Source organism: Sphingopyxis bauzanensis (genome assembly GCF_002205675.1).
GTDB lineage: Bacteria > Pseudomonadota > Alphaproteobacteria > Sphingomonadales > Sphingomonadaceae > Sphingopyxis > Sphingopyxis bauzanensis.
In genome coordinates, this window is sequence record NZ_NISK01000004.1 from 452,664 (window position 1) to 473,828 (window position 21,165).

Annotated in this window: 23 protein-coding genes; 13 read left to right on the plus strand and 10 right to left on the minus strand. The window is 64.8% G+C overall.

What is annotated here, in order from left to right; translation table 11 throughout:
- Positions 1-51 precede the first annotated feature (51 nt).
- The 12 genes from CDQ92_RS17690 to CDQ92_RS17745 all read left to right on the plus strand — a co-directional run bounded on the left by CDQ92_RS17690 (position 52) and on the right by CDQ92_RS17745 (position 11,306).
- A complete protein-coding gene (locus CDQ92_RS17690) occupies positions 52-249 on the plus strand; it encodes a zinc-finger domain-containing protein (RefSeq protein ID WP_088443102.1) in 198 nt (65 codons plus the stop codon).
- Positions 250-406: 157 nt separating this feature from the next.
- Positions 407-925, plus strand: coding sequence for a DUF4402 domain-containing protein (locus CDQ92_RS17695; RefSeq protein ID WP_088443104.1), 519 nt, complete (start codon positions 407-409; stop codon positions 923-925).
- Between the two features lie 42 nt (positions 926-967).
- Positions 968-2,410 (plus strand): metalloprotease TldD, encoded by a 1,443-nt coding sequence (gene tldD, locus CDQ92_RS17700; protein WP_088443106.1) that lies wholly within the window; start codon positions 968-970, stop codon positions 2,408-2,410.
- Positions 2,411-2,619: 209 nt separating this feature from the next.
- Positions 2,620-3,846, plus strand: coding sequence for a hypothetical protein (locus CDQ92_RS17705; RefSeq protein WP_088443108.1), 1,227 nt, complete (start codon positions 2,620-2,622; stop codon positions 3,844-3,846).
- An 81-nt stretch (positions 3,847-3,927) separates the two neighbouring features.
- On the plus strand, positions 3,928-4,332 hold the full coding sequence (locus tag CDQ92_RS17710) for a hypothetical protein (RefSeq protein ID WP_188682397.1): 405 nt from the start codon (positions 3,928-3,930) through the stop codon (positions 4,330-4,332).
- 122 nt (positions 4,333-4,454) lie between these two features.
- On the plus strand, positions 4,455-5,018 hold the full coding sequence (locus tag CDQ92_RS17715) for a DUF924 family protein (protein ID WP_088443112.1): 564 nt from the start codon (positions 4,455-4,457) through the stop codon (positions 5,016-5,018).
- Between the two features lie 34 nt (positions 5,019-5,052).
- Positions 5,053-5,619, plus strand: a complete 567-nt coding sequence (locus CDQ92_RS17720; RefSeq protein ID WP_088443114.1) for a pyridoxamine 5'-phosphate oxidase family protein — start codon at positions 5,053-5,055, stop codon at positions 5,617-5,619.
- The gene (locus CDQ92_RS17725) at positions 5,619-5,831 is read left to right on the plus strand and encodes a putative signal transducing protein (protein WP_088443116.1); all 213 of its coding nucleotides are present in this window, start codon (positions 5,619-5,621) and stop codon (positions 5,829-5,831) included. The genes CDQ92_RS17720 and CDQ92_RS17725 overlap by 1 nt, the downstream gene beginning before the upstream one ends.
- Positions 5,832-5,962: 131 nt before the next feature.
- Positions 5,963-6,658 carry an endonuclease/exonuclease/phosphatase family protein gene (locus CDQ92_RS17730; RefSeq protein ID WP_088443118.1) on the plus strand — a complete coding sequence of 232 codons (696 nt, stop codon included), beginning with the start codon at positions 5,963-5,965 and terminating at the stop codon, positions 6,656-6,658.
- 268 nt (positions 6,659-6,926) lie between these two features.
- Positions 6,927-7,265, plus strand: a complete 339-nt coding sequence (locus tag CDQ92_RS17735; protein WP_003043080.1) for a P-II family nitrogen regulator — start codon at positions 6,927-6,929, stop codon at positions 7,263-7,265.
- A 17-nt stretch (positions 7,266-7,282) separates the two neighbouring features.
- Entirely contained in the window at positions 7,283-8,647 is a 1,365-nt protein-coding gene (locus CDQ92_RS17740) for an ammonium transporter (RefSeq protein WP_088443120.1), read from the plus strand.
- Between the two features lie 289 nt (positions 8,648-8,936).
- The gene (locus CDQ92_RS17745; protein ID WP_088443122.1) at positions 8,937-11,306 is read left to right on the plus strand and encodes a TonB-dependent receptor; all 2,370 of its coding nucleotides are present in this window, start codon (positions 8,937-8,939) and stop codon (positions 11,304-11,306) included.
- Positions 11,307-11,549: 243 nt separating this feature from the next.
- Here the strand turns inward: CDQ92_RS17745 and CDQ92_RS21230 are convergent, their stop codons facing one another.
- Both CDQ92_RS21230 and CDQ92_RS17755 read right to left on the minus strand, forming a co-directional pair.
- Complete coding sequence (locus CDQ92_RS21230) at positions 11,550-12,035, minus strand: hypothetical protein (RefSeq protein WP_088443124.1); 486 nt, start codon at positions 12,033-12,035, stop codon at positions 11,550-11,552.
- The gene (locus CDQ92_RS17755) at positions 12,032-12,406 is read right to left on the minus strand and encodes a VOC family protein (protein ID WP_088443126.1); all 375 of its coding nucleotides are present in this window, start codon (positions 12,404-12,406) and stop codon (positions 12,032-12,034) included. Before CDQ92_RS17755 ends, CDQ92_RS21230 begins: the two co-directional genes overlap by 4 nt.
- Before the next feature lie 62 nt (positions 12,407-12,468).
- On the opposite strand from CDQ92_RS17755, the gene CDQ92_RS17760 reads away from it, so the two are divergent.
- On the plus strand, positions 12,469-13,011 hold the full coding sequence (locus CDQ92_RS17760) for a winged helix-turn-helix transcriptional regulator (protein ID WP_088443128.1): 543 nt from the start codon (positions 12,469-12,471) through the stop codon (positions 13,009-13,011).
- Positions 13,012-13,039: 28 nt separating this feature from the next.
- On the opposite strand, the gene CDQ92_RS17765 is transcribed toward CDQ92_RS17760, so the two are convergent.
- The 8 genes from CDQ92_RS17765 to recQ all read right to left on the minus strand — a co-directional run bounded on the left by CDQ92_RS17765 (position 13,040) and on the right by recQ (position 21,083).
- Positions 13,040-14,626 carry a GMC family oxidoreductase gene (locus CDQ92_RS17765; RefSeq protein WP_088443130.1) on the minus strand — a complete coding sequence of 529 codons (1,587 nt, stop codon included), beginning with the start codon at positions 14,624-14,626 and terminating at the stop codon, positions 13,040-13,042.
- 400 nt (positions 14,627-15,026) lie between these two features.
- Positions 15,027-15,941, minus strand: coding sequence for a sterol desaturase family protein (locus CDQ92_RS17770; protein WP_088443132.1), 915 nt, complete (start codon positions 15,939-15,941; stop codon positions 15,027-15,029).
- Positions 15,934-16,341, minus strand: coding sequence for a hypothetical protein (locus CDQ92_RS17775; protein WP_088443134.1), 408 nt, complete (start codon positions 16,339-16,341; stop codon positions 15,934-15,936). The genes CDQ92_RS17770 and CDQ92_RS17775 overlap by 8 nt, the downstream gene beginning before the upstream one ends.
- On the minus strand, positions 16,338-16,772 hold the full coding sequence (locus tag CDQ92_RS17780; RefSeq protein WP_088443136.1) for a protein tyrosine phosphatase family protein: 435 nt from the start codon (positions 16,770-16,772) through the stop codon (positions 16,338-16,340). The genes CDQ92_RS17775 and CDQ92_RS17780 overlap by 4 nt, the downstream gene beginning before the upstream one ends.
- 45 nt (positions 16,773-16,817) lie before the next feature.
- A complete protein-coding gene (locus CDQ92_RS17785; protein WP_088443138.1) occupies positions 16,818-17,630 on the minus strand; it encodes a sterol desaturase family protein in 813 nt (270 codons plus the stop codon).
- 77 nt (positions 17,631-17,707) lie between these two features.
- Complete coding sequence (locus CDQ92_RS17790; protein ID WP_088443140.1) at positions 17,708-18,778, minus strand: AraC family transcriptional regulator; 1,071 nt, start codon at positions 18,776-18,778, stop codon at positions 17,708-17,710.
- A 70-nt stretch (positions 18,779-18,848) separates the two neighbouring features.
- Positions 18,849-19,154: a UrcA family protein gene (locus CDQ92_RS17795; protein ID WP_158213886.1), complete on the minus strand. Its 306-nt coding sequence runs from the start codon at positions 19,152-19,154 to the stop codon at positions 18,849-18,851.
- 147 nt (positions 19,155-19,301) lie between these two features.
- Positions 19,302-21,083, minus strand: coding sequence for a DNA helicase RecQ (recQ, locus tag CDQ92_RS17800; RefSeq protein ID WP_088443144.1), 1,782 nt, complete (start codon positions 21,081-21,083; stop codon positions 19,302-19,304).
- Between the last annotated feature and the right edge of the window lie 82 nt (positions 21,084-21,165).

Consider the following 21,165-nt stretch of genomic DNA (forward strand, 5'->3'; position numbering starts at 1 on the left):
GGCGCAGACCCGGATTGCTCCCATCCCGCGCGCTTGCTATGGGCGCGGTCGATGACCCAGCCTTCGCCCGAAACCATCCGCACCCCCAAAACCCGCATCGCCTGCGACGGCACCGGCGACGGCCTTGCCGATGCCGCGCTCGGCCACCCGCGCGTGTGGCTGGAAATCGACCCCGACGCGGGGTTCGCCGATTGCGGCTATTGCGACCGGCGTTTCATTCTGATCGGCGGAGTGGCCGACAAAAGTTAAGCGGTGGCGGAGCCACCGATCGGGCCTGACTTCGGTCAGACGTAAACAGCCGCTTTACCACGCCCATGCATCTTCGACTCACGCCCCGCTGGCATAGATTTGCCAGACAGGAGCAGAATCTGTGGGGATTCGAGGGACCGGACACTGTCGGGATGCATTGCGCGCCCTGACCATCGCCGTCGCGACGGCGAGCGCGATGCTATGCGCGCCGGTTCATGCGGCCGACACCAATGTGACCGCCAATGCCGCGATTGTTCGCCCCAACACGCTGATCAAGACCGATGATCTCGATTTCGGATCGCTGATCAGCGGTGCGACCGGCGGCACCGTGACGGTCAACCCGGTGACCAATGCGCGCACGTCGGGCGGCGGCGTGACTATGGTCGGCAGCAGTGCGCGCCGCGCCGAATTTCTGGGAACGGGCGGTATCTTTCTGATCTTCGTTTCGGGCAGCACGTCGGTGACGCTGACGCGCTCCGGGGGCGGCTCACCCAACATGACCGCCAGTCTAACCCGCGCTGCAAGCACGGGTGGCGGTGGCGTCACTCTGATCAACGCAACACTGCTCCCCAGCGGCTTGCAGACCTATTATATCGGCGGCACTCTCTCCGTCCCGGCGAACCAGCCCGCGGGCGATTACAGCGGCACCTTTACCCTCACCGTCAATTATCTCTGACAGCGGTTTGCGCGTGTGGCGTGCCGTGCCTATATCGGGCGGATGACCAGTCCCACCGACCCCCGCCGCTTCCTCTATCGCGCCGACGCGCTCGATCCCGACCTCGCGCAGGCACTCGCGCGCGAAGCGCTGGCGAAAGCCGACGACGGCGAACTTTACCTGCAGTATCGCGCGACCGAGAGCTTCGGGTTCGACGACGGGCGGCTCAAGACCGCCGATTATTCGACCGATGCCGGTTTCGGCCTGCGCGCCGTGTCTGGCGAGATGACGGGCTTTGCCCATGCCAGCGACATCAGCGCCGGGGCGATCCGCCGCGCCGCCGAAACGCTCGCCTTGCTCGATCCCGCCAGCCAGCCGCACGCCGCGCCGCCGCCGCGCACCAACCGCCATCTGTATGACGAAGCAAACCCGCTCGACCTGATCCCCTTCGCGAAAAAGGTCGCGCTGTGCCAGGAAATCGACGCCGCGGCGCGCGCGCGCGACCCCCGCATCGCACAGGTGTCCGTGAGCCTTGCGGGCAGCTGGTCGGTGGTCGAGATCGTCCGCGCCGACGGTTTCCTCGCGACCGACATCCGCCCGCTCGTCCGGCTCAATGTCAGCATCGTCGTCGAGGAGAATGGCCGCCGCGAAACCGGGGTGTTCGGCCTCGGCGGGCGGTATATGTACGACCATCTTTTCGAAGCCGCGCAGTGGAACCGCGCGATCGACGAAGCGCTGGCGCAGGCGCTCGTCAATCTGCGCGCGGTCGATGCCCCGGCGGGCGAATTCACCGTGCTGCTTGGCCCCGGCTGGCCCGGGGTGCTGCTGCATGAGGCGATCGGCCATGGGCTCGAGGGCGATTTCAACCGCAAGGGCACCAGCGCTTTTTCGGGCCGCATCGGTCAACGCGTCGCCGCGCCCGGCGTCACCGTGGTTGACGACGGCGCGATGGACAGCCCGGTCGGCGGCGGCCGTCGCGGTTCGCTCAGCATCGACGACGAAGGCACCCCGACCGGCGAGACGGTGCTGATCGAGGATGGCATTCTCAAAGGCTATATGCAGGACCGCCTCAACGCCCGCCTGATGGGGGTCGAACCGACCGGCAATGGGCGCCGCGAAAGCTTCGCGCACGCGCCGATGCCGCGGATGACCAACACCTTCATGAAGGGTGGCAGTGACAATCCCGCCGAGCTGTTGTCGCGCGTCAAGAACGGCATTTTCGCGAAAAGCTTCGGCGGCGGACAGGTCGATATCGTGTCGGGAAAATTCGTGTTCAGCTGCACCGAGGCGTACAAGATCGAGAATGGCAAGCTGGGCGATTCGATCAAGGGCGCGACGCTGATCGGCGACGGGCCGAGCGTGCTGACCAAGGTCATGGGCATCGGCAACGACATGGCGATCGACGAAGGCATCGGCATCTGCGGCAAGGGCGGCCAGAGTGTCCCCGCGGGCGTCGGCCAGCCGACCCTACTGGTGAGCGGGCTGACGGTGGGCGGGACGGCGTAGCGCCTTAATACACGCGTCATTGCGAGTGAAGCGAAGCAATCCAGAGCGGGTTACGCCACCCTGGATTGCTTCGCTTCGCTCGCAATGACGAAAAACCTGTGACCTACCTCACTTGGCGAGCCGCTTTCCCGCGCCTATAGTCTGCCAAACAGAAAAGAAATCGGGCCGCATTGTCCGCCGGGTCTTCCCCGGCAACAGGGAGGATATTCATGCGTTCGAGTCTGCGTTTCATCTCCGTCGCCGCCATCGCCGCGATGCTCGCCGCCGTGCCGGGTTCGGCGCAAAAAACCACCGGTCCTGTCGAACGCTATGAAATGGACGTCGCGACCGCGTCCGGCTTTGCCGCGATGGCGGCGGGCGGGCGCGGGGTCGGCAACATGATGGGGATGATGTTCGGCGGCGGACCCGAGGGCAAGGTCGCGCACACGCTGGAACTGCGGCTGGGATCGACGCAGGCGCCGACCGCGCCGCCGGTGAAGGCCGATCATTTCTTCCTGCCGCAGGCCAAGCTCGGCAAATCGGTACCGCTGCTCGGCCCCGAACCCGGCAAGCCGCGCGAGCGCGAAGACGGCAATGAAATGCCCAAGGATTTCGAGCGTCCCAAGGGCCGCCTGCTCTTGTTCTGGGGCTGCGGCGCGAAGGCCGGGCCGGGGCAGCCGGTGATCATCGATTTCGCGAAACTCGCTGCGGGGCAGATGCCGCCGAACCTTTACACCACCACCGTGCCGCGCATCCGCGAGGTGATGACGACCAATAGCAAATCCTATGCCGACTGGCCGAACAGCAAATCGTCGAAACAGCCTTCGTCGGGATCCTCGCTGCTCGGCACGCACCGGATTGCGGGCAATGTCGGGCCGGAGATCAATTTCACCCTCGCGCAGGATTATATGCCCGGGCTCAACGCATCGACGACGATGCAGGGCGACGGCTCGGTGATGATCCGCTGGAACCAGCTGGTTCCGGCGACCGGCTATGTCGCCTGGGCGTTCGGCGGCATGGACCGCGGCGGCGGGAACGGCGACATGGTGTGGTGGACGAGCAGCAACGCGCGCGAGTTCGGCGGCGGGCTGTGGGACTGGCTACCTCCGTCGACGGTCGCGGGGCTTGTGGCGAAAAAGGTCGTGATGCCGCCCGCGCAGACGAGTTGCGCGATCCCGGCCGAGGTCAAAAAAGCGTCGGGCGAGATGATGTTCGGCAACCTCAACGCCTTCGGCCCCGAGGCCAATTTCTCTTATCCGCCCAAGCCCGCGGGCAATACGGTGTGGAATATCGACTGGACTGCAAAAGTCCGCTTCCGCTCGCACACCAGCCTGCTGATCGGTGCCGATTTCGGCGGCATGGGCGGATCGGGTGCCAGCACCAAACCGGCGGAACCGGCGAAAAAGAAGAAGTGCAAAGGCCCGCTCGGTATCCCACTGCCCGACGGGGCGTGCTGATCGGCGCCCGGTCAGGCTCTGTTCACGCGGGCGCGCGCATAGGAGCGGCGGGTAGGGTATGTTGAAGACAGGAGTCGAACCATGCGTCTGCACATTCCAATGATTTTTGCCGTTGCGGCGCTGGCCGCAATCCCCGCTACCGCCAGCGCGCGTGAAAAACTTGCGCCCGAAGATCAGCTGGCCAAGCTGCTGGAGGGCCGCGTCGCGGGCGAACCGCAAAATTGCATCCCGTTGTCGATGGCGCGCAGCAGCCAGGTGATCGACAAGACCGCCATCGTCTATCGCGTCGGCAGCACCCTGTGGGTCAACCGGCCCGAGGGCGGCGCGTCGTCGCTCGACGACGATGACATCCTGGTCACCAAATTGTCGGGCAGCCAGCTGTGCAGCATCGACGCGGTGCAGCTGCACGATCGCAGCAGTCATATGTACAGCGGCTTTGTCTCGCTCGGCAAATTTGTGCCGTATCGGCGCGTTAAGGGCGAATAGCCGGATCCTCGCATCCGTCATCCCGGCGCAGGCCGGGATCTCGCCGGCGCGCCCATGCGTTGGGTTGAGTTCCCGGATTTCGCCGGGATGACGAATGTTTCTGGCTGAGGATTTGATCGCGCGTGACGCAAAACCACACTCCGCCCATTAACTGGCCGCAGCGGTTACTGAGCTTCTGGTTCGACGCGCATGGCATCAACGACTGGTACGGTGGCGGCGCCGATTTCGACGCCGAGGTGCGCGACCTTGCGGAGGGCTGGCACGAAGCACTGCGCGCGCAGCCCGCCGAAACCTTCCTCACCGATCCCGATACCGCGCTCGCCGCGGCGATCCTGTTCGATCAGGTGCCGCGCAACAGCTTTCGCGGCCATGCCGATGCCTTTGCCACCGACAGCCTTGCCCGCGCCATTGCGCGCGGCATCGTCGAGAAGGGTTGGGAACAGCAATGGCCCGACGAACGGCGCCAGTTCGCCTATCTGCCGTTCGAGCATAGCGAAGACATCGCCGACCAGCGCGAATCGCTGCGGCTGATGACCCAACTCGCCGATCCGATGTTCCACGATTATGCGCAGCAGCATTTCGACATCATCGACCGTTTCGGTCGCTTTCCGCACCGCAACGCCGCGCTGGGCCGGGTAACGCGCGCCGAGGAAGAAGCGGCGGTGGAGGAAGGGAAGAATTGGTGATAGGGCGGGCGCATTCCATCCGCGGAGCGCAGCCATGGCCGACTTCACCGACACACTGACCGAAAAGCACATCGCCTTTATCGAAAGGCAGCCGGTCTATTTCACCGCCACCGCCGCCGCCGATGCGCGGATCAACCTGTCACCCAAGGGCTATGCCGACAGCTTTCGCGTTCTGTCCGAAAGCCAGGTGGCCTATCTCGACCTCGCCGGATCGGGCAACGAGACCCACGCACATCTCGCCGCCGATGGGCGCATCACCATCATGTTCTGCGCTTTCGACCGCAGCGCGCTTATCCTGCGCATCTATGGCCGCGGGCGCCCGGTGCTGCCCCAGGACGCCGACTGGGACGCGCTCGCGGCACATTTCACCCTGCTGCCGGGTACCCGCCAGATTTTCGTCATTGACGTTGAGAGCGTCCAAACCAGCTGCGGCTGGGGGGTGCCGATGATGGACCTGCAGCACGAACGCGACACGCTGCAAAAATATCACCGCCAAGCCGACCCCACGCTGTGGGTCGAAAAGACTTTGGGGCGCACCAAGAGCATCGACGGCCTGCCGACGCGCCCGACCGACCGCTTCATCGAAGGCGAGTCCGCCTGATGCCGCTGGTCGAACTGGTGCGAATCCCGAACGGCGCCGAAGCCGAACTGCTGCGCGGGCGGATCGAAAGCGCCGGCGTCCATGCGGTGTGTTTCGACGCCGGCATGAACATCGCCGAAAGCGTCGGGTTGATGATCCCGGTGCGGATCATGGTGCTCGACGAGGATCTGGAAGAAGCACGGGCGTTGCTGGCGGAATTTGAGGCGGGCTAGCTGCAACCCAACCCCGCATCCGTTCGTCCTGAGCGTGTTGATGGACTGTTTTTCCACTTAATCGGTTAGACAAGAACGGTGCTTCGACAAGTTCAGCACGAACGGCAGATAGGTTGTATTCGAACGCTCCCATGATCAAAGTCGCCAGCTACAATATGCGCAAGGGCATCGGGCTCGACCGGCGCCGCGATCCCGGGCGAGTGCTGTCGGTGCTCGGCGAACTCGACGCCGACATCGTCGCTTTGCAGGAGGCCGACCGCCGATTCGGCACCCGCGCCAGTGCGATCCCGCCGCATATGCTGGAAGAACATAGCGACTATGTCGCGGTCACCCTCGACAATCGCCCGCACAGCATCGGCTGGCACGGCAACGCGCTACTGGTCCGCAAGGGCGCCGAGGTCGAGGAAAGCCATGCGCTGCACCTGCCGACGCTCGAGCCGCGCGGCGCGGTCGCGGCGACGATCCGCATCGGTGACACAAGGCTGCGCGTTGTCGGCATGCACCTCGACATTTCGGGGCTGCGCCGCCGCCATCAGGCGCGAGCGATCCTGAACCATGTCGCCGAGGGCGAGGATCTGCCGACGATCCTGATGGGCGACTGCAACGAATGGCGCAACCAGGGCGGCTGCCTGCACGACTTCGGCGAGCGCCACCGGCTGGTCGATACCGGTCACAGCTTTCACAGCCGCCGTCCAGTTGCGAAACTCGACCGCATTTTCGCGTCGCCCGACCTTGAAGCCGTTGACGCCGGGGTGCACCGCAGCGCGCTGGCGGCGCGGGCGTCGGACCACCTGCCGATCTGGGCACGGTTTAAAACGGCGGGATAAGAACCGTCGCCGCCGCGAAGGTGGGGGCCGTTGTCATCGTTCTGCATCGGGGCAGGCTTAGCCTCTGGCGGCCCCCGTCGTCGCGGGGGCGGCGAGCGTTAACCTGCCCAAAATTTAGGCAGCCCCCCTGCCTCCTCTGCCCAGAAAACGACCGAATATTCGCCGTGTGCGCCTCAGACCGTCACAAAATGTTAACTTTTCCGGCCCCCGCGCAATCTGGCACGGCTGTTGCAGTGCAGCATGATGCTATTGGGCAAAAGGGGGCATCATGAAATTGATCCTGGCAATCATTAAACCATTCAAGCTCGACGAGGTGCGCGAAGCGCTTACGGGCTTGGGTATCGCTGGCATGACCGTGACCGAGGTCAAGGGGTTCGGTCGGCAAAAGGGGCAGACCGAAATCTATCGCGGCGCCGAATATGCGACCAACATGGTGCCGAAGGTAAAAATCGAGCTCGTCTGCGACGACGCGCTCGCACCGCGGGTGGTCGAAACGCTCCAGCAAAGCGCTGGAACCGGGTCGATCGGCGATGGCAAGATTTTCGTTCTCGACGTGGGTCAGGCCGTGCGCATCCGCACCGGCGAGACCGGCGAGGCGGCACTGTAATGACGAAGGGGGAAATTATGACGTTCGCAAATAAATTTGCGGCGGGCGCCGGGGCCGTGGGCCTTTCGCTGTTCGCCGCACTGCCCGCTTGGGCGCAGGAAGCGGCGCCCGCCGTCGCCGAAGCCGCAGCGCCGACGCCCGACAAGGGCGACACCGCATGGATGATGACCGCGACCGTGCTGGTCATGGCGATGATCGTCCCCGGCCTCGCGCTGTTCTATGGCGGCCTCGTCCGCACCAAGAATATGCTGTCAGTCCTCACACAAATTATCGCGGTCGCCGCACTCGCGATGATCATGTGGGTGATGTTCGGTTACAGCCTCGCCTTTGGCGGCGACGCCAACCAGTTCGTATCGGCGGGCAAACTCTTCCTGGCCGGGGTTACGGCGGATTCGACCGTCGCAACCTTTACCGACGGCGTTGTCATCCCCGAATTCGTCTTCATCGCCTTCCAGATGACCTTCTCGGCAATCACCGTCGCGCTGGTCCTTGGCGGGCTTGTCGAGCGCATGAAATTCTCGGCAGTGATGGTCTTTGCGATCGTCTGGCTGTCGATCGTCTATTACCCGATCGCGCACATGGTCTGGTATCTGGGCGGCACCGACGAAGCCACCGGCCTGATCTTCGGCTGGGGCGCGCTCGACTTTGCCGGCGGTACCGTCGTCCACATCAACGCGGGCGTTGCGGCGCTGGTCGGCTGCCTGATCATCGGCAAGCGCAACGGCTATCAGAAAGACGTCATGGCGCCGCACTCGCTGACCATGACCCTGATCGGTACCGGTCTGCTGTGGGTGGGCTGGTTCGGTTTCAACGCCGGGTCGGCGCTCGAAGCCAATGGCTCGGCCGGCCTCGCACTGATCAACACCTTCACCGCCACCGCCGCCGGTATCCTGTTCTGGATGCTCACCGAACGCGCTCTCGGTCATAAGGGGTCGCTGCTCGGCGCCTGTTCGGGGGCGATCGCCGGTCTGGTTGCGGTCACTCCGGCAGCGGGCAATTCGGGTCCGTTCGGTGCGATCCTGCTCGGCGCCGTCGCGGGTGTCGTCTGCTGCTGGGTCGTGATGAAGCTGAAAGCCAAGCTCGGCTTTGACGACTCGCTCGACGTGTTCGGCATCCATGGCGTCGGCGGCCTGATCGGTTCGATCCTGACCGCGGTCACCATGCTGCCCGCGCTCGGCGGTCCGGCCGGCGAGGACTATGTCCTTGGCAGCCAGCTGTGGATCCAGATCAAGTCGGTCGGCGTCGCCGTCCTCTGGTCGGCGGTTGGTTCGGCCATCGCCTTCTACATCGCCAAAGCCGTCACCGGCGGCCGCGTCTCGGCAGAGGTCGAACGCGAAGGCCTCGACCTCGGCGAGCATGGAGAGCGCGCCTACAACTATTGATCCACGAGACAGGATACCCGTCGCCGCACGTCTCTCTCCTTTCAAAAGACGGCGGCGGGATCCTCACCAGGTTCCTCCTGCGAACCACTGGCCGGGACATATTTGTCCCGGCCATTTTTTTGGTGGTGCCCCTTTGCCCGAGCGCTTCCGGACTGTGGCCGTCGCGCAACATAACGCTGCGATTCGTCGCGCAAGATTCATGCGTCATTGCGGATTTGTGACAAAAGAGGCAGCTTTTGCGGCGCGACGCGGCAACATAGCCACGCGCGTTACAAGAGAGGATATCACCATGCATGTTCGCACTATGCTGCTGGCCGGGCTTTCCACGCTCGCGCTGGTTCCTGTTGCCACGCCCGCGCTCGCCCAGGAGGCCGGCGCCGCCGAAGACGACAGCAACATCATCATCGTCACCGCGACGAAACGCGACGCCAATCTTCAGGACATTCCCTTTTCGATCAACGCCCAGACGGCCGAGGATATCCGGAAATCGGGCGCCGTGACGCTCGAAGATCTGTCGCGCAACGTTGCCGGCCTGTCGGTCCAGAACCTCGGGCCGGGGCAGAGCCAGGTGTCGGTGCGCGGCGTCTCCGCGGGGCAGGTCGTCCGCGACCAGCCCGGGGTCAAGGAACAGGTCGGGGTCTACCTCGACGAAAGCGTCATCTCGCTCTCGCTGTTCACCCCCGACATCGACCTGTACGACCTCAACCGGGTCGAAACGCTGCGCGGGCCACAGGGCACCCTGTTCGGGTCGGGTTCGGTCGGCGGGACGATCCGCTACATCACCAACCAGCCCAAGATCGGGGTGATGGAGGGCAGCGTCGAGGCCAACCTCAACCTCGTCGACGGCGACGACATTGGCGGCCATTTGAAGGGTGCGGTCAACATCCCGATGGGCGACACCGCGGCGATCCGGGCGGTCGGCTATTACACCCGTTATGGCGGCTTCATCAACGCCGTCGGCCCGGCGGGCGGCGACGACGTCAACAGCGGCGAACGCTATGGCGGTCGCCTCGCGCTGACCTTTGAACCTAGCGACAATTTCTCGATCACCCCGCGCGTCGTCTATCAAAAGGTCACCGCCGACGGCTTCAACCGCCAGGACATCTATAACCTCTACGGCAACCAGTTCACGACGACGCGCCCGCAGGTCACCTATGACGAGCGCGAGCAGTATCTGCTGCTACGCGAAGGGTTCGAGGATGAAACGCTGATCGCCGACCTCAACCTCAATGTCGGACTGGGCGGTGCCAAGCTGACGTCGGTGACGAGCTATATCAACCGCGACATTTTGGTCAGCCGCGACGCCAGCGCGCTGACCGGATCGGTGTCGGTCGACTTGGGCTATCCCGATGCCGGGGTGTTGCTGCCGTCGAACCTGGTCGACACAACCGACCTCGAAACCTGGTCGCAGGAGCTGCGGCTGGCGTCGGACAATGACAGCCCGTTCCAGTGGGTGATCGGCGGTTTTTATTCCAAGGTCGACCGCGTCTATACGCAGACACTGCCGACCCCCGGTTATGACGCGGTCACCGATGCGACGCTCGGCGCCGGAACGTCGGCGGCGGTCGCCAACGGCTTTGGCGCCAATTCGCCATACAACGCTTTCTTGCCCTACGACATCAAGCAGTTCGCGCTGTTCGGGGAGGTCAGCTATGACCTCAGCGACGCCTTCACCGCGACCGCGGGCGGGCGCTATTACGACTTCAAAGAAACGCGCAGCTTCGTCTCGGGCGGGCTGTTCGCCAATGGCGACAACCGCACCGACAGCACCAAGTCGAGCGGTTTCACCCCGCGCTTCTTGCTGTCCTACGACCTCAGCGATGCGGTGACGGTCAATGCGCAGGCATCGAAGGGCTTCCGCCTCGGCGGGGTCAACGACCCGCTCAACCTGCCGCTCTGTTCGCCCGCCGATGCCGCATTGTTCGGCGGTTTCCAGGACTATGACGACGAAACGCTGTGGAACTACGAACTCGGCGTAAAATCGCAGGGCCGCGGTTTCACATTCAATGCTGCGGGCTTCTACAACGACATCAAGAACCTGCAGGTTACGCTCGATGCCGGAAGCTGTTCGTCGCGTGTCGTATTCAACGTGCCGAAGGCGCATTCGATGGGCGTCGAATTCGAACTCGGCTTATCGCCGACCGACGGTCTCGACCTCAACCTGTCGGGCAGCCTCATCGAGGCCGAATTCGATTCGACGCTGCCTGGCGTGCTGGCTGCCACGACCGGTATCCGCGAAGGCAATCGACTGCCGTCGGTGCCGAAATTCCAGTTGTCGGCTTCGGGCAGTTATGAATGGCCGATCGGCGATACCGCGAACATGTATGTTGCAGCGTCGGTGCAGCATGTCGGCACCCGCTTTACCCAGCCCGCCGACCAGGAAAACAACCCGCGCACATTCGTCCATGGCCTGCCGTTCGGCGGCGCTCCGGCGGGTTCGTCCACGACCGTCGACCTGCAATTGCCCGACTACCAGCTGGTCAATCTCAGCGCCGGGGTCGATTTCGACAATGGCCTGTCGCTGATCGCTTACGTCAACAACCTGTTCGACGAAAATGCGCTGCTGTCGTTCGATCGCGAACGCGGCGGGCGGGCGCGGCTCGGCTATACGGTCGGCCAGCCGCGCACCTTTGGCATTACCGCGCGCAAGACCTTCTGATCGTCAACAGGAGCAAAAGGAGGGGTCGGTTCGGCGACGAACCGGCCCCTTTTTGCTGCACGCTGCACTGCACAACAATTAGGCAGGCTTGCCGCAAATTTAGGCCTTCCCAACATGACATTAATATGGCATTCATTGCGTCAACAGTTTCAGGAGGGGAGAGCCTGAAAGGCTGGGCCGGGACGCAAGTCCCGGCCCTCTTTTTTTGTGCGCAATATAGGCTCCGCAAAAAAGCGCCTGATTTCAGGGCTTTCGTTGAAAGCGCAGCGCCGCAAAGACGCGCCAGCTACCATCATCCTTTAGCACCGAATCGGTGACGATCATCCGATTGGGCGCTTCCAGCACATAGGTCGATCGACCGATTTCGACATCGGCGCTGCCCCAAAGATTATGCCATTCCGACCCGGTGACACGCCCGCCAATCGGCCGCGTCCGGCCGCTGTTGTCGGTCCAGCTGCCGCGCACCCGGCCCTTGCCATTGACGTGGTAAATCGCCTCGGCCGCATAGTTGATCGGCGGCGTTCCCGGCACCGCCAGCCGATAGGCAAGCGTCGTCGCGCTGCCATCGGGCGCTGCGACGATCACCAGCGTCGCGGTCGCCGCTTTGCCGAACGCGAACCCCTCGCCGGTCCATGTCCCCAGCCAGGCGGCGAGCGATAGCGCCGGATCTTCCGCCGCAGCGGGGGCCGCGATCGCCAGCAGCGCCGCGATCCCCCACCGCGCCGTCATGCGGCCATTTCCGAGCGCGAGAACATGAAGGCGTTGCCGTCGGGATCGTAAAAGGTGATCAGTTTCACCATGCCGGGGATATGCTGGATTTCGCCATCCTGCCGTACCCCCTCGGCGTCGAGATGGGCTTTGGCCGCGTCGATGTCGGCAACCTCGAACACATTGGTCGCGCCGCCGCCCGGCACCACGCTCTCGACCTGGCTGAGGCCGATATTGACCCCCGCCATCGGGGTCGCGAGTTCGCACCAGCCGATCTCGTCAACGCGGTAGAGCAGTTTGCAGTGCATCACGCGCTCGTACCAGGCGATCGCCGCGGTCATGTCGGTCACCCCCATCGAACAGGTGAGTTCGGATCCGATTTCCAATGCCATCTCGCAGCCCCTCTTTGTCAACGCCCTTGCATCAATAGTCTGGTTTGTATAGTTACTTGCAAATGCCGTCAAGCCAGCCCGATCCGCTCCTGCTCCAGCTCGGCAGCCACCGCTGGCTGGTGCCGTTGCTCGCCGATCTGGCGGCGCATCGCGGCGCGCGCTTTGTCGAGCTGATCCATCGGCTGGGGCTGCCGCGCGACAGCCTGACGCGCACGCTGGAAGCCGCAGCGACGATCGGCTGGGTGCTGCGCAACCCCGGCCACGGCCACCCGCTGCGCCCCGAATATATCCTCACGGAAACCGGCGCCGCCGCGGCCGCGCGCGCGGCGAAAATTGCTACGGCGCAAACCGCGATCGGCCTGCCCCCGGGCGCCGCGACGCGCTGGAGCCTGCCGCTGGTGGCAGGGATCGGCGCGGGGCACGACCGCTTCAACGCGCTCTCACGGTTGCTCGTCCCCGCCACGCCGCGCGCGTTGTCGCAGGGGCTGTCGGCGCTCGGCAAGTGCGGGTTGGTGCGGCGCGAGGTGATCGATATGCGGCCGCCGACGAGTCGCTATGACCTGACGCGGAGCGGGAAATTGCTGGCGGAGGCTTGCGCAGTCTAAAGCCCCTTCCCTTCGGAGGAGGGCGAACCTAGGCCAACGCCGCCTTCACAAAATCCGCCGCGCGTTCGCCGATCATGATGCTCGGCGCATTGGTGTTGCCCGACACCAGCCGCGGCATGATGCTCGCGTCCGCAACCCACATCCCGTCGACGCCGTTCAGTTTCAGCGTCGGATCGACCACCGCATCGGCGTCGCTGCCCATCCGGCACGTGCCGACGGGATGATAGACGGTGTCGGCGCGGCTACGGATCAGCGCGTCGAGCGCGGCATCGTCATCGAGATCGACCGGATGCCGGTCGCTCCCCGCATAGTCGCTGAGCGGCGGCGCCGCGACGATGCGGTGCATCATCCGCACGCCAGCCCTTAACGTCGCGATGTCGCGATCGTCGGTCAAAAAGCCCGGATCGATCGCGGGTGCCGCCGCCGCGTCCCCCGACGCCAGCCGCACGGTGCCGCGGCTTTCGGGGCGCAGCACGCAGGCGTGGCACGAAAAGCCGTGGCCCTTGACCTTGGTCCGGCCATGATCCTCGAGCATCGCGGGGACAAAATGATATTGGATGTCGGGCGCGGGCAAGTCGGGGTGTGATTTCCAGAAGCCCCCCGCCTCGGCGAAACAGGTCGTCATGATCCCCGTCTGCTTGGTGCGATGTTCGAAGATCGCCTTCACCATTCGCCAGGTGCCGGCAAGGCTGTCGCCGAGCGGATCGCCCGAGCGCGTTTCCCAGCTCGACACATAGTCGATATGGTCCTGCAGATTGTCGCCGACTGCGGCGCGGTCGAGGGCAACGTCGATCCCCATGTCCTGCAAATGCGTCCCCGGACCGATGCCCGATAGCTGAAGGATCTGCGGCGACCCGAACGCCCCCGCGGACAGCACCACGCCGCCGCGCGCGCGCAATGTTTCGCGCTGCGAACCGCGGCGGATCACGACTCCGGTGGCGCGCCCATCCTCGACCAAAATTGTTTCAACCAATGCCTTCGTGCGAATGTCGAGGTTGGCGCGCCCGCGCAGCGGTTCAACATAGGCGCGCGCCGCCGACCAGCGTTCGCCGGCCTTTTGCGTCACCTGATACAGCCCGAAGCCCTCATTGTTCGGCTTATTGAAATCGGCAGTGCGCGGCAATTGCAGCGCCGCAGCGCTCTCGATGAAACGCCGGCTCGTTACATTGGGCCAGCGCTGGTCCATCACATTGAGCGGTCCGTCGCCGCCATGAAATGCGTCGCCGCCACGCTCATTGCCTTCGCTGCGTTTGAAGTACGGCAACACATCGGCATAGCTCCACCCCGTCGCACCGAGCGCCGCCCACTGGTCGTAATCGAATTGGTGGCCGCGGATATAGACCATCGCGTTGATCGCGCTCGACCCGCCCAGCCCGCGTCCGCGCGGCTGGTATCCCGTGCGCCCGTTCAGCCCCTTTTGCGGCAGCGTGTCATAACGATAGTTGGACGATTTCGGGATGAAGGGCATGAACCCCGGCGTCTTGACCCGGACAATGTCATTGGTCCCGCCCGCCTCGACCAGGCACACCGTCCGCCTCCCATCCTCGGCGAGCCTTCCCGCCGCGGCGCTCCCCGCACTGCCGCCGCCGATAACGATGATGTCGAACTGATCCATGTCCCGCTCCCCTCGCCACCCGTTCGGTGGTCAATCGGGACTTACATGAATGTCATTAAGCGACGTGGCAAGGGGTATGCGTGTCAGACACAATCGCCTGTGAAGCATGTGGCCAAGAGAAACGCCGACGCCAGAATGACGGGCAGGATCAAAATGAGCGCGATCATCAGCATCGCGCAGCCCCCGGCGATCAGCCGTCCGTCACCGCGCCGCCAAGCAAGAGTGGCGCTCAGTAGCTAAAGTGGCGCGGCAGCCAGAACGACCGGTCCCGACAGCCCGCTCAAAGGCTTGCCGCCATAATAAGCAACCAGAAGGAGGACCGGCGGAATACTGCCCGCGACGAAAGCAACTACGTCCCAATATTTGGAACACGCAGCGCGGCTTAGCGCCGACCGCAGGCTCACTCGGCCGCGTCCTCACTCGCTCGCCCGGCCGCCCAGCGGTCCTTGATCATAGCACTCGTCGCGCGGCTGCCGTCGTGGCTCCAACCCGGTTCGCGCCAAATATAGGACAGCTTGTGCTTCCACGGCGCCGCCCACACATCCTTCGCGATCCCGACCCATTCATGCACCGCCGCCCACAAGATGTTGAAGCTGCCGAGCTGCTTGACGATCCCATAGCGCACCGGTTCGTCGTCGCGTTCGGGAACGAAACTGCCGAACATCTTGTCCCAGATGATGAACACTCCGGCATAATTGGCATCGAGATAACGCGGGTTCACCCCGTGATGGACGCGGTGGTGTGACGGGGTGTTCATCACCGCCTCGAACCATTTGGGCAGCCGCTTGATCGCCTCGGTATGGATCCAGAATTGATAGATCAGGTTCAGCCCCGCACAGAAGAACACCATCGCGGGCGGAAAGCCGATAAGGAACAGCGGCAGGCGGAACAGGAAGGTCAGGCTGAAAAAGCCCGTCCATGTCTGCCGCAGCGCCGTCGACAGATTATAATGCTGGCTCGAATGGTGGATGACATGACTCGCCCAGAACCAGCGGACCCGGTGCGCGCTGCGGTGAAAGGCATAATAGGCCAGATCGTCGAGGAAGAAGCAGAGGATCCACGCCCACCACCAGTTGGAAAATTCAATGCCGATGTCGAACAAGTGGAACTGATACACCCACACCGACGCCGCGATCACCCCGGCGCCGACCAGCGCCCCCGCGACCTGGCTGCCGGTGCCGAGCATCAGCGAGGTCAGCGTATCGCGCGTCTCGTACCGGCTTTTGTCGGCGCGCAGCGAGATGATCATCTCGGCGATCAGCAGCAGGATGAAAGCGGGCACTGCATAGGTGACGGGATCGGGCAGCTTATCCACAATTCAGATCCCGCATCCGGCTCGCCCACAGGCCGGCTTCCTTGCCCAGGTGCAGCGTCACCGCGCCAAACGTCTTTTCGGGCATCGTCAGGGTCAGGAAATCCTTGTCGAGCCGCCCCATCACACTGGCGTCGATCGGCCGTGCCGCGAAATGATTGCCATGCGCGCGCACCAAGATCTGACGCCCCGCGGCATTTCGGACGATCGCGGCAAAGCCCGCACGGTCGCGCGCCACCTCGATGCCGCGAAAGCCCGCCTCCGCCTCTTCGGCAAGCCGGATCGCATGCGCGTCATCCTCGATCCGTGGATCTGCGCCCAGCCCCATCCGCTTAACCAGCCACACGATAAACAGCACCGCGGCTACCGATCCGCCGAGCTGGGCCAGTTCGGCGAGGGTCACCGCTCGCCCGCCAGCGCGTCGAGCATCGGGCGCAGTCCCGACAAGTCATAACCCGCGTTCGCCGCGGCCTCGCAAATCGCATCGACATCGTCGCCCGCGCGCGCGCGGGTCAGCGCCCACAGATGCGTCGAGCGTGTCCCCGAGCGGCAATAGGCCAGCACCGGCCCCGTCGCCCCCGCCAGCACCGCGTCGAGCGCATCGAGCTGCGGATGGCTGAATCCTGCATGGCCGATCGGGATCGCGGCATAGGCCAGCCCTTCGGCAGCGGCAGCCCCGGCAATATCGTCACCCTGCGGCGCGTCGGGCTCCTCGCCATCGGGGCGGTTGTTGACGATCATCGCAAAGCCCGCGGCCTTCGCCTCGACCACATCCTCAAAGGAAATCTGCGGGGCGACGCTATAGTCGGCGGACAGGGTACGAAAATCGCTCATGGCCGCGATGTATAGGACGCGCGGTTTGACTGACAAGCGTGAAAGCTATGCGGCCGCGGGCGCTGCCTCGCTATCACGCATCGCCGACTCCGCCACGACCGCGTGAAAGCGCTCGACATAATGCGGATGCTCGGTCCCCATCATCCGGTCCCACCAGGTGAAATAGAGGCCGTAATTGCGGTTGAAGCCGCCGCTGTGGTGCAGGTCGTGGTGCGTCGTCGTGTTGATCCAGCGGGTCAGCGGAGTCGACAGCCACCAGCGCGGGTGCAGCTCGAACCCGGCATGCCCCATCGCGTTGCGAACGATCTGGAACAATATCCACGTCAGCATCACCCACCCCGGAGTCGCGACGAAGAATAGCCAGATCGGCACGAAGGCGATCATCACAAAGGCTTCGGGAACGGCGAAGCTGTACGCGGCCCATGGCGTCGGGGTGATCGAGCGATGATGCGCGCGGTGAAAGGTCTTGAACAAGCGCGGATGGTGCATCGCGCGGTGAACCCAATAGAAATAGGCGTCGTGCGCGACGATAATCGCCGCGAGCAGCGCCAGATCGCCGGCCCAGCCATAGCTGCCCTCGAACCGGTGCAGCACCCCGGTGTCGACGCCCCAGATGATGAACGCCGACACCAATGTATAGACTCCCACCGTCTGCACCGACTGCGCAAATTCGCGGCGTTGGTCGGCCAGCGTCGCCTCGCGCGCCTGGATCTTGCGCGTTCGAAGCGTCGTGCGGCGCAGCCCCCACACGATCGCCGCGACGGCCGCGGCCGCAATCAGATAGCGCCCGAAGTCGAACGCAAAGACAAACGGCCCCTTGGTCAGCAGGATGTGAAGCGGAGGAAGGGCGTCGAGCATCGGGGTAATCCTGTCGGTGGCGGATGCTGCGGTTGAGCACGCCCGCCGCGTCCCCGCTCCGCAATGGTAGAAATCAGCTAGCCGATTTCGGAATCGCCCAGTCGCGCCGCGGCGGCCCGGGCGCGATAATCGGTCGGGGTCATTCCTTCGGCATCGCGAAAGGCGCGGTTGAACGGGCCAAGTGAGCCGAAGCCCGCGTCGAGCGCGATGGTCAGGATCGGCACCTCGCGCTGCGCCGGATCCGCCAGCGCCGCACGGATCTCGTCGAGGCGAAAGCCGTTCAGAAAGGCGGTGAAATTGCGAAACCCCATCTCGCCATTGATCGCGCGGCGGACGCGGTATTCGGGCTCGCCCAGCCGCGCCGCGAGCATCGCGATCGAAAAGCCTTCGGCCCGGTAAGCACGCTCCTCGGCCATTACCGCGCGCAGCCGCTGCGCGAGCGGCGACGGTGCTGCGGCCGGTTCGGCGCGTTTGGGCTGCGGCCCCGGCGCAGCAAACAGTTCGGCCAGCCGAAAGCGATACAGTCCGACCGATACGATGAAGGTGGCGATCACGATCGCAATTAGGATCAATGATCGCCCGAGGTCGGGACTGGCGTCGCGGTTGTGAAACATCTCGATAAAGGTCGCGAGCAGGATGAAGCCGCCAATCGCGCAGACGAGCGCCACGCGAAACCCCCGCCGCGCCTCGATCAAATCATTGGCGCGCCCGCGCCATGCGATCCACATGCCCGCCACCGCAAAGGCGAACATGCCGATGCGCACCAGCACCCAGAGTTCGACGCTGAACCAGTCCAGGCTAGCGACCAACGCAATCTGGATCAACGGCAGCATTCCAAAGGCGGCAACGAGCAACCAGCTGCGCCAGCCAATCCGCTGCTGGTCGTCGAACCACAGCCGCACGAACAGCCAGAACCAGGCGGGCACCATCACCGACAGCGCATCGCAGATCGCATAGGGCAACCGCGCGGCATCATCGATCCGGAAGATCGGCACCAGCAGATAGGCAATGATCGACAGGTTCATCGCGATGGCGACGCGCGCGGCCAGCACATCATGATGATCGCGCGCCAGGATAGCGATCCACAGCAGGAACAGCGCGATGGCGCCGCCGCGAATCATCGGATCGAGGATCAGCAACGCCGTCATCACATCTTGCTACTGCAACCGATGCTGGCGCGCCACCGTCGACGACGCGTCCGCCATCGGGCAGCGGGGCTCATTGCGAAGCGAGTTGCTGCTGCTGGCGGGCGCGCAGCTTTTGCAGCGCCAGCCCGCGCATCGTGTCGCGGCATTCACGCGCCGCGCGGCGCGCCTTGACCGTCAGATGTTCGACATCGTTGCGGCACGCCGCCTTCGCGGCGCGCGCGATCCGGCGCTGCGCGGTCGTCACGTCGGAGGGCGCGCTGAGATCGAGCGCGCGCACATCGACGCGGACGCTCGTGTGAGCGTCGGACGCCTGTGCGGTCATCGGCAGCGCGGCAAGACAGGCCGCGACAAGCGCGCGGATGAGGGGAGAGCTCATGGTCATAATCCTTTCATTGATCGGCACCGCAAAGGCGAAGCGGCCCGATGAAAGGCGACGTGGCGACAACGGCAGCGCCGGTCGCGCCGCGTTCCGAATTCGACTAGCCATTTGCGAAATCGACCAGCCGCGCGGCAGCCCGCAGGGTCAGAAGTGACGGATTACCGACAGAAACGCATCGCCCCACGCCTCCAGCTTCTTGGCGCCAACCCCCGGAATCGTTCCCATCGCGTCCAGCGTCGCGGGCTTTTCGATCGCCATGGCGCGCAGCACCGCGTCGTGAAAGATCACATAGGGCGGCACATTGGCTTCGGCCGCCAACTCGCGCCGGACGCTACGCAGCGCGTCGAACAGCGGATCGCCGATCGGGTTGGCGGCCCCGGCACCAGCGCCGCCGCGCGCCTCGCGCTTGGTGCGCTTGACCGGCGGCTCGGCGATCAGCACCGGCGCCTCGCCCTTCATCATCGCGCGCGCGCTGGGGCCAAGCATCAGCCCGCCATGCTCGGTCGTCTCGAGCGCCTCGCGCGCCACCAGCGTGCGCACCAGCGGCTTGATCAGCCGTGCCTCGTCGCCGGCGACAATCCCGAACACCGACAATTTGTCGTGGCCACGCCCCACGATCCGTTCGTCGCTGCGCCCGGTCAGCACCGCCTCGATATGCCCCGCGCCATAGCTTTGGCCGGTGCGATAGACCGCCGAGAGCAATTTTTGCGCGAGCACCGTCGCGTCGACCTGCGCCGCGGGGTCGAGGCAATTGTCGCAATTGCCGCAGCGGCCCGGCGGACTTTCGCCGAAATGGCGCAGCAACTGCGCGCGGCGGCACTCGACCGTTTCGACCAGCGCCGCCAGCGCGTTGAGCCGCACCCGCTCGCCGGGCACTCGCGCCTCGGGCAATTCGGACAATCGCATCCGCGCCTTGGCGAAATCGTCGGCGCCCCACAACATCATCGCCTCGGCGGGGTCACCGTCGCGCCCGGCGCGCCCGGTTTCCTGATAATAGCTTTCGATCGATTTGGGCAGCGCGGCGTGCGCGACAAAGCGCACGTCGGGCTTGTCGATCCCCATCCCGAACGCGACCGTCGCGGTGACGATGCCGTCCTCCGACGCGACAAAATCATGCTGGACGCGCGACCGCACCTCGGCATCGAGTCCGGCATGATAGGCCGCGACCCGCCGCCCCGTCGCCTTCGCCAATTGCTCCGCCAGCCGCTCGGTGCCGCTGCGCGTCGGGCAATAGACAATCCCCGGCCCCGGATTGGCAGCGATGAATTCGACCAGCTGGCGCGCCGCGGTCACCCGCGGGCGAATCGCGTAGCGGATGTTCGGCCGGTCGAAGCCCGCAAGGATCAGCCCGTCGTCGGGAATGCCGAGCTGGAAAAGGATATCTTCGCGTGTGTGCTTGTCGGCAGTGGCGGTCAGCGCGAGCCGCGGTACCACCGGAAAGGCATCGAGCAACGGGCGCAGCAGGCGGTAATCGGGGCGGAAGTCATGCCCCCATTCGCTGACGCAATGCGCCTCATCGATCGCGAACAGCGCCGGGGTCTTGGCCTCGAGCAACGCGCGAAACCCCTCGCCCGTCGCGCGCTCGGGCGCCACATAGAGCAGGTCGAGCTCGCCGTCGCGGTACCGCTGCCGCGTCTCGGCGCCATCGGCATCGACGCTGGTCAGGCTCGCTGCGCGAATCCCCGCCGCGCGGGCGCCGCGCAGCTGGTCGTGCATCAGCGCGATCAGCGGCGACACGACAACGACGCAGCCATCGAGCGCGACCGCGGGCAGCTGGTACGTCAACGACTTGCCCGCGCCCGTCGGCATCACTGCCAGCGTCCGCTCGCGCGCCATGACGCGGTCGACGACGTCGCTTTGACGGCCACGGAAATGGTCGAAACCGAAGGTGGATTTGAGGAGGGGGAGGAGGGCGTCGGCGGACATTGTGAGGGGGCGATAGGGAAGATGGCAAGGGGAGGGAAGCCCCATCCTCGCCCCCGCGAAGGCGAGGACCGCCGTCGGCCTG

Excerpts from the sequence above, each read along its gene's own strand:
- CDQ92_RS17725 (WP_088443116.1), top strand. The coding sequence starts at position 5,619 with ATGCCGCTGGTCGAACTGGTGCGAATCCCGAACGGCGCCGAAGCCGAA.
- CDQ92_RS17690 (WP_088443102.1), top strand. The coding sequence starts at position 52 with ATGACCCAGCCTTCGCCCGAAACCATCCGCACCCCCAAAACCCGCATC.
- CDQ92_RS17735 (WP_003043080.1), top strand. The coding sequence starts at position 6,927 with ATGAAATTGATCCTGGCAATCATTAAACCATTCAAGCTCGACGAGGTG.
- CDQ92_RS17710 (WP_188682397.1), top strand. The coding sequence starts at position 3,928 with ATGCGTCTGCACATTCCAATGATTTTTGCCGTTGCGGCGCTGGCCGCA.
- CDQ92_RS21230 (WP_088443124.1), bottom strand. The coding sequence starts at position 12,035 with ATGACGGCGCGGTGGGGGATCGCGGCGCTGCTGGCGATCGCGGCCCCC.
- recQ (WP_088443144.1), bottom strand. The coding sequence starts at position 21,083 with ATGTCCGCCGACGCCCTCCTCCCCCTCCTCAAATCCACCTTCGGTTTC.
- CDQ92_RS17720 (WP_088443114.1), top strand. The coding sequence starts at position 5,053 with ATGGCCGACTTCACCGACACACTGACCGAAAAGCACATCGCCTTTATC.
- CDQ92_RS17740 (WP_088443120.1), top strand. The coding sequence starts at position 7,283 with ATGACGTTCGCAAATAAATTTGCGGCGGGCGCCGGGGCCGTGGGCCTT.
- CDQ92_RS17765 (WP_088443130.1), bottom strand. The coding sequence starts at position 14,626 with ATGGATCAGTTCGACATCATCGTTATCGGCGGCGGCAGTGCGGGGAGC.
- CDQ92_RS17745 (WP_088443122.1), top strand. The coding sequence starts at position 8,937 with ATGCATGTTCGCACTATGCTGCTGGCCGGGCTTTCCACGCTCGCGCTG.
- CDQ92_RS17780 (WP_088443136.1), bottom strand. The coding sequence starts at position 16,772 with ATGAGCGATTTTCGTACCCTGTCCGCCGACTATAGCGTCGCCCCGCAG.
- CDQ92_RS17785 (WP_088443138.1), bottom strand. The coding sequence starts at position 17,630 with ATGCTCGACGCCCTTCCTCCGCTTCACATCCTGCTGACCAAGGGGCCG.
- CDQ92_RS17730 (WP_088443118.1), top strand. The coding sequence starts at position 5,963 with ATGATCAAAGTCGCCAGCTACAATATGCGCAAGGGCATCGGGCTCGAC.
- CDQ92_RS17760 (WP_088443128.1), top strand. The coding sequence starts at position 12,469 with ATGCCGTCAAGCCAGCCCGATCCGCTCCTGCTCCAGCTCGGCAGCCAC.
- CDQ92_RS17790 (WP_088443140.1), bottom strand. The coding sequence starts at position 18,778 with ATGACGGCGTTGCTGATCCTCGATCCGATGATTCGCGGCGGCGCCATC.
- tldD (WP_088443106.1), top strand. The coding sequence starts at position 968 with ATGACCAGTCCCACCGACCCCCGCCGCTTCCTCTATCGCGCCGACGCG.
- CDQ92_RS17755 (WP_088443126.1), bottom strand. The coding sequence starts at position 12,406 with ATGGCATTGGAAATCGGATCCGAACTCACCTGTTCGATGGGGGTGACC.
- CDQ92_RS17705 (WP_088443108.1), top strand. The coding sequence starts at position 2,620 with ATGCGTTCGAGTCTGCGTTTCATCTCCGTCGCCGCCATCGCCGCGATG.
- CDQ92_RS17795 (WP_158213886.1), bottom strand. The coding sequence starts at position 19,154 with ATGAGCTCTCCCCTCATCCGCGCGCTTGTCGCGGCCTGTCTTGCCGCG.